This window comes from Candidatus Rokuibacteriota bacterium (genome assembly GCA_016209385.1).
Taxonomy (GTDB): domain Bacteria; phylum Methylomirabilota; class Methylomirabilia; order Rokubacteriales; family CSP1-6; genus JACQWB01.
Window position 1 is genome coordinate 1 of sequence record JACQWB010000055.1, and the last position, 10,277, is coordinate 10,277.

The 10,277-nt window shown below is 68.3% G+C and carries 12 protein-coding genes; 5 read left to right on the forward strand and 7 right to left on the reverse strand.

The features are described from left to right. From HY726_03945 to HY726_03960, 4 genes are all read left to right on the forward strand, one after another. The coding region (locus HY726_03945) for an acyl-CoA carboxylase subunit beta (protein ID MBI4608142.1) at positions 1–539 on the forward strand (539 nt) is incomplete at its 5' end. Positions 540–551: 12 nt separating this feature from the next. Then, positions 552–956: a hypothetical protein gene (locus HY726_03950; GenBank protein ID MBI4608143.1), complete on the forward strand. Its 405-nt coding sequence runs from the start codon at positions 552–554 to the stop codon at positions 954–956. After that, a complete protein-coding gene (gene cobS / locus HY726_03955) occupies positions 917–1,714 on the forward strand; it encodes an adenosylcobinamide-GDP ribazoletransferase (GenBank protein MBI4608144.1) in 798 nt (265 codons plus the stop codon). Before HY726_03950 ends, cobS begins: the two co-directional genes overlap by 40 nt. Beyond that, a complete protein-coding gene (locus tag HY726_03960) occupies positions 1,714–2,322 on the forward strand; it encodes a histidine phosphatase family protein (GenBank protein ID MBI4608145.1) in 609 nt (202 codons plus the stop codon). The genes cobS and HY726_03960 overlap by 1 nt, the downstream gene beginning before the upstream one ends. 16 nt (positions 2,323–2,338) lie before the next feature. Here HY726_03960 and HY726_03965 read toward each other — a convergent pair whose 3' ends face one another. Both HY726_03965 and HY726_03970 read right to left on the reverse strand, forming a co-directional pair. Beyond that, positions 2,339–3,022: a ferritin-like domain-containing protein gene (locus HY726_03965; GenBank protein ID MBI4608146.1), complete on the reverse strand. Its 684-nt coding sequence runs from the start codon at positions 3,020–3,022 to the stop codon at positions 2,339–2,341. Continuing rightward, positions 3,019–3,693, reverse strand: coding sequence for a DUF3047 domain-containing protein (locus HY726_03970; protein ID MBI4608147.1), 675 nt, complete (start codon positions 3,691–3,693; stop codon positions 3,019–3,021). Before HY726_03970 ends, HY726_03965 begins: the two co-directional genes overlap by 4 nt. A 270-nt stretch (positions 3,694–3,963) precedes the next feature. On the opposite strand from HY726_03970, the gene HY726_03975 reads away from it, so the two are divergent. Next, a complete protein-coding gene (locus HY726_03975; GenBank protein MBI4608148.1) occupies positions 3,964–4,332 on the forward strand; it encodes an RNA-binding S4 domain-containing protein in 369 nt (122 codons plus the stop codon). Positions 4,333–4,353: 21 nt separating this feature from the next. On the opposite strand, the gene HY726_03980 is transcribed toward HY726_03975, so the two are convergent. The 5 genes from HY726_03980 to HY726_04000 form a co-directional block, all read right to left on the reverse strand. Next, entirely contained in the window at positions 4,354–5,313 is a 960-nt protein-coding gene (locus HY726_03980; protein MBI4608149.1) for a zinc ABC transporter substrate-binding protein, read from the reverse strand. 13 nt (positions 5,314–5,326) lie between these two features. Beyond that, complete coding sequence (locus tag HY726_03985) at positions 5,327–7,585, reverse strand: metal ABC transporter permease (GenBank protein ID MBI4608150.1); 2,259 nt, start codon at positions 7,583–7,585, stop codon at positions 5,327–5,329. Further along, the gene (locus tag HY726_03990) at positions 7,579–8,340 is read right to left on the reverse strand and encodes a metal ABC transporter ATP-binding protein (protein ID MBI4608151.1); all 762 of its coding nucleotides are present in this window, start codon (positions 8,338–8,340) and stop codon (positions 7,579–7,581) included. The genes HY726_03985 and HY726_03990 overlap by 7 nt, the downstream gene beginning before the upstream one ends. Before the next feature lie 101 nt (positions 8,341–8,441). After that, on the reverse strand, positions 8,442–9,104 hold the full coding sequence (locus tag HY726_03995) for a response regulator transcription factor (GenBank protein ID MBI4608152.1): 663 nt from the start codon (positions 9,102–9,104) through the stop codon (positions 8,442–8,444). Beyond that, the gene (locus tag HY726_04000) at positions 9,088–10,059 is read right to left on the reverse strand and encodes a sensor histidine kinase (GenBank protein ID MBI4608153.1); all 972 of its coding nucleotides are present in this window, start codon (positions 10,057–10,059) and stop codon (positions 9,088–9,090) included. Before HY726_04000 ends, HY726_03995 begins: the two co-directional genes overlap by 17 nt. Positions 10,060–10,277 lie beyond the last annotated feature (218 nt).

Below are 10,277 nucleotides of genomic sequence, written 5' to 3' on the forward strand. Positions count from 1 at the left end.
CCTCCGACAAGGCGGCCCGCTTCATCTGGCTCTGCAACGCCTACAACATCCCCCTCGTCTACCTGGCCGACGTCTCGGGGTTCATGGTCGGCTCGAAGGTGGAGCGAGCGGGGATCATCCGCCACGGCGCCAAGCTGATCTTCGCCACCGCCCAGGCCACCGTGCCGAAGATCTGCGCCGTGATCCGCAAGTGCTACGGCGCCGGCCTCTACGCGATGTGCGGTCCGGCCTACGAGCCGGACGCGGCGATCGCGCTCCCCCAGGCGCAGATCGCCATCATGGGGCCCGAGCCGGCCGTAAACGCCGTCTACTACAACAAGATCATGGAGCTGCCCGAGGCTGAGCGTGCAGGCTTTGTCGAGCAGAAGCGCAAGGAGTTCCAGGAGGATATCGACATCTACAAGCTGGCCTCGGAGATGCTCGTGGACGACATCGTCCCGGGCTCCCAGCTCCGGGGCGAGCTGATCAAGCGGCTCGCGCACGCCGAGACCAAGCACGCGGAGTTCCCGCCGCGCCGCGGCGGCGTCTACCCAGTGTAGCCGTCCCCGCTGATGGCGCCCGAGCGCCTGCGGATCTGGACGATCTCCGTATCGCTGGCCAGCCTGCTCTTCCTGGTCCCCCACGTCGTTGAAGATCTTTCCGAAGGGCTCGCGCGACGGCTCGGGCTTGCCTCGGACCTTCTGGCGCTCCTCCTCGGGGGCTTTCTCGCGCTCCAGTCCCTCGGGCTCGTCCTCGTCGGGCAGGGGAGACGGACCGGGTTCGTCATCACGGCGGTGGTCGGGCTGATCTGGGTGGCGGGGGCGATCGTGGACCACGGGCCTGCGCTCCTCGCCGGGCCGTTCCGCAGCGGCGCACGCTCCGTGCTCTGGGTGGTGGGGCTGATTGTCGGCCAGGCGGCGTCGACGGCCCTGGCGGGGTGGGGCGCCGGGCGCGCGGGCGCCGGGAGGCGAGCCTGATCGCGCCGCTGAGCGGCCTGATCACCGCGGTCCGGTTCCTGACCATCGTGCCCGTTCCCGGCAGAGGTCTGGACGGCCCTGACGCGCTCGGCCGAGCGGCAGCGTGGTTTCCGCTGGTCGGCCTCGCCCTGGGCCTGGCGCTCGCCGCGTTGGATCGCGTCCTCGCCTGGCCGTTCCCGCCGCTCCTGTCCGCCCTGCTCGTGCTGACCGCCTGGAAGCTCCTAACCGGCGGGATTCACCTGGACGGCTTGGCCGACTGTCTGGACGGCCTGGGAGTCCGTGATCCCGAGCGGCGGCTCGTCGTCATGCGCGACAGCCGGATCGGGGCCTTCGGCGCGCTCGGCCTGATCCTGCTCCTGCTCCTTACCCTCGCAGCGCTGGCCGAGCTGGCGCCGCCGGTTCGCCGCGCCGGACTTGTCCTGGCCCCGCTCGTCGGCCGCTACGCCCCGCTCCTCCTCGCCCGGATGTTTCACCCCGCCTCGCCCGACAGCGGGTACGGAGCCGCTTTCATGCGTGCGGTCTCGGCGCCTGCTGTTCTCGTTGGTGGAGGGTTCGTCGCGATCTGCGCGGGTCTCGTTCTCGGTCTTCGGGGTGAGCTGGCCGGGGCGATCGGCGTCGCGGTGGCGCTGGTGGCGGGCGCGTTCTTCTCGCGTCGCCTTCACGGGCTCACCGGGGATGGTCTCGGCGCCGCCGTGGAACTCGCCGAGCTGGGCGTGCTCCTCGCGCTCGTCGCGCTCGTCCGCATCCTCCCGGGCTGATGCCTTCAACCTTCCTCTACCTGATCCGTCACGGTCGGGTGGTGGGGGGCGAGACCCGTCGCTTCGTGGGCCACCTAGACGTCCCGCTGTCGCCCGAGGGGGAGGCCGAGATCACGGCTCTCGCACTCCGTCTGGCCGGCGTTCGCCTGGCGGCGGTCTACTCGAGCGACCTGGCGCGCGCCCGTCGGAGCGCTGAGCTGGTCGCGGCCCCTCACGGCCTGGTGCCGCGGATCGAGCCGGCCTTGCGCGAGATGGCGATGGGACGCTGGGAGGGGCTGACCGCCGAGGAGATTCAGCTCCGCGAGCCAGGCGCGTTCAGCGACTGGATGAGCCGGATCGGCGAGTTCGGGTTCCCGGAGGGTGAGAGCCTGCCCGACCTCCTGGCGCGTTGCTGGCCCGTCGTGGAGCGGCTGGTGGACGCGCATGCGGGAGAGCGCGTCGCGATCGTGGCTCACGGCGGGACCAACCGGGCGATCCTCTGCCGGGCGCTGGGGCTCCCGCTCGAGCGGCTGCTGATGCTCGGTCAGGACTACGGCGCGGTCTCGCTGCTGGAGTGGGATGGCCGGCGCTGGTTCCTCCACCTCCTGAACGACACCGGCACGGGGTGAGGCGCCGGCGGTGGAGTCAGCCGCCCCGGTCCGTGCGAGCCCGGTGGGAGCGGTAGGCAGCGAAGACCCGCGCGTTCATCTCACGGCAGGCTTCGCGGGCCTGGCGCTGGGCGTCGGGCGTGTCCGCCAGGAGCAGCAGGGCCTGGCGCCCGATCGCCGCATGGCGGTACTCGTCGGGCAGGATCTGCGTACGGTAGAGATTCGCGGTCTCGGGGTCGGGTCCTTCGGCGAGGCGGATGAGCGTCTCGAACCCCTCGCACGACTGGGTCTCGCCGGCGAACTGGAACATGGCCAGCTTCTCTAAGGTCGGCCGGCTCCGGCAGGCGACGAGCCAGTCGAAGAGGTCGACCCACTCGGTTAGCGGCGCGTAGCCGTCAGGGTCCTCACCCAGCTCGAGGAGGCGCTTGCGGAGGAGCTGGTAGTGGCGCTGCTCGTCGTCGAGCTGGCGCGGCAGGAGGTCCCGGATCTCGCGCTCCTTCACGTAGGGAATCCAGGCGGCGATCAGCTCGGCCGAGCGAAGCTCGTTGTACACCCCCTGGCGCATCCGGTAGCGGATCTGGTCGAGAAGCAGTTCGGGGGCGGCTCCAGGATCCAGGCGGACATCCCGGTCGACCCAGAACGCGCGGTTCTCGGCCGCCAGCTCCTTGACGAACCTCTCGACGTCAGGATTGCGCGGTGGTACGCGGGGTGACGCCCTCACGGCTTCCTGAACCGGATCGCACCGATATAGGCCTCGGCGCTGGACTGGGTGTCGTCGGAGTCGATGGCGATGGAGAGCGTGCCCGGCGCGTCAGGCTCCTCGCCGTAGATGCGCTTGTAGTCCTCGTACACGTTGCGGCTCTCGGTGAGCCATTTCCCCTCGTCGGCCGCGCCCGACCTGACCACGACGTAGGTAACGAGCCCGGTCTTCTGGCTCTTGAGGACGCTGCCGGCGGGGGCGCCCGAATCCCAGATATAGCCGATGATCCGTGAGCGGACGAGGGAGGGGAAGCGCTCCCAGGTGACGTAGAGCTGGATCGCCTGGTCATCGGCGTTCTTGTTCCGGGCATCGCCCCCCTTCGGGAGCGTGACGACCTTCCACTGCCACTCGAGAACCGGCGTGTCTCTCAGGTCGACCTTGACCTCCTTGCTGATGGTCGAGGAATCGCCGCGACTCGTCAGGTGGAGGGCCTTCGTCGGGCCGTCCTGCGCCACGCGGAACTCGTAGGCCGGGTTTCCCCAGCGCTGGCCGCCCTTCCAGCCTTCCGGGATTCCCTTTGTGCCGGGCGCGTGCCTGACCCAGTCCTCGACGAGCACGCTGTCGGGAGCGGCCAACGCCCCGAAGACCACGAGCGCGAGGCATCCTGAGAGCGCGGCCAGCCGGCGCGCCACGACGCTGGCCCCGAGCTAGGGCCGCGCGCCGCCCGCCTTCGGACCGAGGCGGGTGGCTTCCCGCCGGTACGCGAGGCTCACCCAGTCGGAGAAGGGCGGGCGCGTGTCGCGCGGGTCGATGATCTCTTCGATGCAGGACATACTCCGGCACCCCCGCGGTTCGGATTCCTGTTACGTGGCGGTGAAGCAAGTATATCGCCAGATCGGCGGGGTCTGCCTCGTTTCGTTTAGCCACGCCGACAGGTGATAGACTCGGCGTGAGGTGCTGCCATGGAGCAGATCCGGGTCGACAAGTGGCTCTGGGCCGCCCGGTTGTTCAAGAGCCGGAGCCTGGCCGCGGCCGCCTGTGATGGAGGGAAGGTGGATGTGAACGGCCACGCGGCCAAGCCGGCGAAGACGATTCGGCCGGGCGATCTCCTCCGCGTGACGCTGCCGCGCGGGAAGAAGCTCGTCAAGGTGCTGGCGCTGACCGACAGGCGCGGCCCCGCGATGCGAGCTCAGCTCCTCTACGAGGATCTCACCCCGCCTCCGCCTCCAGAGCCCGTCCCGACGCCTCCGCCGGTCTATCGCCCTCGCGGCGTGGGCCGCCCCACCAAGCGCGAACGCCGTCTCCTCGAACGGCTCAGCCGGTGGGCCTGACCGACGGGAGCGAGATCGGGATCAGCGGAGGGCATCGTTCAGCCTGGTCAGGAGGTAGTCGAAGAGAGCGAAGTAGTCCTTCGCCTCGGGGACGCCGCCCACATGGGCGGGTAGCATGAGGACCCGGACCGGCTGCCCGGTTCGCTTTTCGACCTCACGGGCCACCGCGAGCGGGATCCGGGGGCTGTAGACCGGAGCGTGGATGATCAGCCGGGCCTGCTCCCGCACCATCGTCTCGGCCAGCTGGCGGACATCGGCAGGGGAGGGTTCGACGCCGGGCTTCGGCTCGCAGTAGCCCACCACGGTGAACCCGAAGCGCCGTGCCAGATAGGACCACGTCTTGTGGTAGGCGGCAAGCTTCTGGCCGCGGAGTGGCCTCGCTACCACTTCCCAGCGGACCAGGGCCTCATCGATTCGGCGCGAGAAGTCTTCGGCGTTTCTCTTGAAGAACTCCGCGTCCCCCGGCGAGACCCGAATCAGAGCGCGCAGGATGTTCGCCGCAACGATCCTGGCGTTTAGCGGGTCGAGGAGGTAGTGGGGATTCCCCTGGAGGTGGATCTCGCCCAGCGAGCGATCGACCGGGCCTGTCGGGATCTCGAGGACCCCAATGCCCTCGGAGGCGTCGACAAAGCCCGGGGCTCCCGGGTAGATCTTGCGGTTCCGCGCACCCTCGATGACGAGGTCCGCCCAGACGTCGGCGAAGAGGCCGATCCGGATGAAGAGGTCGGCCCGGGCGGCCTTGAGCATCCAGCTTGGAAAGACCTCTTCCACCCAGAGCTCCGGCTCCTGGTAGCCGAGGAAGAAGCTCAGCCCCTCGATCCGGCCTTTGCCGATTTCCTGCGCGATGTTGACCAGGTCGGTGGAGCTGGCCACGACTCTGAGCGTCGTGGCTTGGGCGGCCGGGACCGCCATCACCGGAACAGCCAGGCTGACGGCCGACACGCTCGTCTTGAGGAAGCCGCGCCGACTGAGGTGTATCACGGTCGCCGTCCCTCTAGAACGGACCAGGCCGTTCGTAGCCGAGCAGGAACAGCGCCTGGAGAAACAGCTCGTCGGAGGTCGGGGCGAAGTTCCGTTCACTGTGCTTGTACTGGGCACGGAGGGTCAGGAAGCGGCTGGGCTTGTAGGAGAGGATCGCCGAGCCCGCCGTCTCGATCCGGCGGGACGGCCCGATCTCTTCGCGTTCGGGGAGCTGGGAGTAGTCGAAGCGGCCTGCGACAAACCAGTTCCGCGTGAGCTGGAGCTCGCCGAGGGCGTAGAGGCCGTAGCGGTCGAGGACCTCCCGCCCCACGATGACCTCCTGGTCGTCCAGCTCGGCCTCGATGAAGCGGTCCCGCCAGGTGTAGTAGAGCTCGGTGAGGAAGTTGAACCCCCGATAGAGGCCGAAGACCGGGTGCCGGTAGTCGAACTCGAAGTGGGCGTTGAAGATCCGTGAGCGGAGTGTCGGTCGCCCGGCCTCGTCCCGGGTGTGCCCGTACGCGAATCCAGCGCCGAGCTCGATCGCCGCCGCCGGCCCCAGCTCGAAGAATGCCTCGAGCCTGCCGAAGTACGCAGGCTTCCGCGCGAAGAAGCCGGCCCGGCCACCGTGGAAGGCCTCCTCGTTGTCGCCGTTGAAGATGCCGGCCGAGAGCAGGAAGGGGACCTCGCCGAGAGCGAACGGAAGCTCGGCGCGAATCCCGGTGTCGATCCACCCATCGCCCTCCTTGCCGAAGAGGTTCGTGATGACGTTCGGCGGATCCACCTCGGGGAACTCCTCGGGGTCGGAGTCGTTGAACTCGCCGAAGCCGGTCCTGAACTTCCCGAGCTTCGCCCCCAACCTGAACGGGAGTCGGGTCAGCGTCAGGATTCCTTCCTCCAGCTCAACCTCTACGTCCCCGCCGAAGGTCTGCTGGGCGGAGATGATGCCCTCAAACGTCGCAAACGGATCCACAGCCGAGCGGAGACCCAGCTCGACCTCCCGGAAGTTGAAGCGGTTTCGTCGGGCGAAGAACTCCTCGTCGGCTCGCTCCTCCCCCAGCTCGGCTTCCAGCCGCTTGCGGTTCCTGAAGGTGTGGTTGTAGATGAAGTTCCCTTCGATGCGAACCTCAGGCAGAAGCGCGATCCACGGCGGGATGCCTGGCCGTCCCGGTTGAGGCGGCGACGGGTCCTTCGCCAAGGGGGCCGGCGCGGGTTGTGCCGCCGGCGAGGCGGCGCCCGGTCGCGTTCCGGGCGGCGTGGCGGGTGCCGGCTCGACGCGCTGGCGCGCGGCCAACGCCTCGATTTGCTCCTGCTGTCTCAGGATCAGCGCGTGCTGCGCCTTGACCGTCTCCCGAAGCTCGCGAAGGGCCTGCTTGAGTTCCAGAACTTCCTGTTCCAACGCGTCCCCTCCCGGTCGTTGGGCTCCACCGGGCGCGGGGAAGGCGAGGAGAAGCGCCGCGGCGACGCCAGCGGCCGTCGCGGCCCGGAGTCCGGCGGCGGTGAGCTGGCGGGCGAGCGCCACAACGATGAGGAGGCAAGCGGAGGTCGCAGCGATCGCCGAGCCCGTCGGCAGGTTGAACCGGAGCGCCAGGGTGAGCCCGATCGGCACCGTCGCGACGCCGAAGCCCACCGCGAGCCCGAACATCGGCGCGATCCGGTTCACCAGCAGGCGTGCCGTGGTCGCGGGCACGACCAGCAGCGCGAAGGTCACCAGGACGCCCGTGGTCTTGATCGCCAGCGCGACGGCCAGCGCGAGCGTGAGCAAGAGGACCAGATCCCAGAGCCGCGCGTTCACCCCGTGGGCCCGCGCGGTCTCGAAGTCGAAGGAGACAAAGAGAAACTCCTTGGCGAACAGGAGGTGGACCAGGCCGATGAGCGGGACCACGACGGCGAGGGCGAGGAGCTCGGCGGTCGGCACCGAGAGGATATTGCCGAAGAACATGTTGAGCGCCCGGGCTTCCCCTAACGGGTTCTTGGCGACGAAGATGACCGCCAGGGCGGCCGCCAGGACGTAGGCGATACCCAGCACGGCCTCGGTCGGGACCCTGCGCCGCTGCGCGGTCCGGGCGAGGCCCGCGGCACCCGCGAGGCTCGCCGCCAGCGCCGTGAACAGCGGGGGGACGTGGACCAGGAAGCCGAGGGCCACCCCGGCGGAGGCGATCTGGGCGAGCGCGATACTCAGGAACACGATTCGCCGGAGCACCACGTAGACCCCGAGGAACGAGCACATGGCTGCCACGAGGGTGCCCGCCGCGAGCGCGTGCTGGAAGAACGAGTGTTGGAGCGCTTCTAGCATGGGTCACCTCCAGTCACGATGGTTCTGCGACCATCCACCTCCCGGACCCGCACGTCGAGCCCGTAGAGCGCGGTGAGGGTCTTGTCGGTGAGGATGTCGGAGGCGTCGCCGATCCGGAACAGCTCACGCTCGCGGTCGACGATGGCGATGCGCTTCGCCCAGTGCGCAACGGCGTGGAGGTTGTGACTCGCCATGACCGTCGTGAGCTGGCGGCGCTGCAGACCCGCGATGAGGTCCATGATCTCCTGCTCGGCGCGGAGGTCCATCCCGCTGGTGGGTTCGTCGAGAACCAGCATCGCGGGTTCGGTGGCGAGGGCGCGCGCGATCAAGACGCGCTGCTTCTGGCCACCCGAGAGGTCCTGGAACGGAGCGCGGGAGAGTGAGGTCATTCCGACTCGTGTCAGCGCGTCGAGGCAGATCTCCCGGTCGCGGCGCGCCGGGCGTCGCCCCGGCCCGAGGCGACTGACTCGCCCGAGCAGGACGACGTCGAGGGCCGAGAACGGAAAGGCGGGATCGAGATCGCGCTCCTGCGGGACGTAGCCGCAGGCGATCGGGCCGCGGGGCCGGAGGATCTCGCCCCCGAGCGGTGCGAGGGTTCCGGTGAGGGCGCGGAGCAGCGTGGTTTTGCCGCTCCCGTTCGGTCCGACAAAGGCCAGGAAATCCCCCTCATGGACGGTGAGCGTCACCTCTCTGACGACCGCGATGCCTCCGTAGCCGAGGCTCACCGAGCGGAGCTGAACCAGAGGGTCCGGCATTCCTCGCACCTTCCTCTATACGGGACGGCTGTCGCTGTCAAGCCTCAGGCGGCTATGATTTCGTGGCCATGTGGCCACGGTTGGCGGGACGGCAAGGCGGGCTAGCCGGTCAGCCTTCGCCGGACTCCCTCGACTGCGGCTTGCGTACGGTCAGAGACCTGAAGCTTCTCGAGGATGCGTTGGACGTACTTCTTCACTGTCCCGAGGCTCCACCGGAGTCGCTCGGCGATCTCTCTGTTGGTGAGTCCCTCGGTCAGGAGCGCGAGGACTTCCCGTTCCACACGGGTGAGGGGTTCAGGGGTGTCCCCCGACGCAGCCCGTGTTCCGGACTCGACGGTCACCTCCCCGAGCAGCCGCTTCAGGATGGAAGGCTCGATGACTGACTCACCCTCGCGGACAGCGTGCAGGACCGCGAGGAGCTCGCGTCGGGTGATCCCCTTGAGCACATATCCGGCGGCGCCCAGCTTGACGGCTTGCTGCACGTAAGCGGGGTTGTCGTGCATGGTCACGATGAGGACGCTGGTGGTCGGAGACAGCGCCTTGATCCGCCGAAGCACGGTCAGCCCGTCCAGATCGGGGAGCTGGACGTCGAGCAGGACCAGGTCGGGCCTCAGCTCCGGCAATTTCTTCAGGGCTTCTTCCCCGCTCCCGGCCTCTGCCCACGCCTCGATCTCGCCGGACAGCATGCTCCGGATACCCTCTCTGACCATGGGATGGTCGTCGACCACCAACACGCGTGGCTTCGGGCTAGCGGGGTTCTCCATCGGCCGTGCCGTTCCTCAGGGGGATCGTCGCTGACACCCTCGTGCCCAGGCCGGGTTCGCTTTCAATGTGGCAGGCACCCCCGAGCAGCCGCGCCCGTTCCCGCATGCTGAGGAGACCCAGGCCCGGGCCCGCGGTCCGATCCGCGACGCGAAACCCCACGCCCCAGTCGCTGACCTTCACGACCAGCCTGTCTCTCTCGTTCCGCAGCTCCACGCTCACGCGAGAGGTCTTGGCATGTTTCGCGGCATTGGCCAGGGCCTCTTGGATGATTCGATAGACCGCGGTCTCCACCGTCGGAGGGAGACGGATGTCGCCGAGGTCGTCAGTGACTTGCGCGTCCCAGCCTGCCTCCTGCCTCGTCTCGTCCAGCAGGGCTCTGAGAGCGGGGATCAAGCCCAGGGAATCCAGGGTTCCTGGACGGAGCGCCGCCAGAAGCCGTCGCGTCTCGACAATGGCCCGGTCCAAGCGGTCGAGTCCCCGCTCCAGTTCAAGGTGGCTCTCGGGGGATTGGTTTTGCCGGAGGTCCTCGAAGGTGTCGAAGTGCTGCTTGGCGCTCACGATCAGCTGGGCCAGGCAGTCGTGGATATCATAGGCTACCAGCCGTCGTTCCTCCTCCTGAACGACCCTGAGCCGCTCCATCATGCGCGCCAGCGCTCGCTCCTTCTCTTGAAGGGTCCGGACCACCATCGCCAGCTCGCCGGACCGCTTGACCTCAAGGTCCATCAGCTCGGTCTTCTCCTGCCAGGCTTTGATGAAGACGTATGTCCCGGCGAAGATCAGGAGGACTTGGCCCAGGTGGAGGAAGGCGCCGAGTGAAAACCGCGTGTGCGCTGCCGCTGACGTTTCGAGGAGCAGGATCTCGAGGAGCTCCTGGCCCGCCATCAATCCAAACACGGCGCCGAGGGCGAGCTCCTTGTATTTTCCGAAGGTCTCCGCAACCGGGTGCCACTTCATCGCTTCGGCCTCCTGGCGGCCTTTTATGCCGGTAGAGGGACGCGCCTGTATTGCGACAGGATACGCGGCCCGGGATCAGGAGGCAAGAAGCGTGCGTGAACCCTAAAAACGCTCTAAGGAGCCCAACGCCGCACCAGACCTGACAAGTCGTGCACCCATTTGGTGAAAGGAGGACCAAAGGGGGCAGTCGTAGTATCGTAGGCTCGGGTGGTACGGCG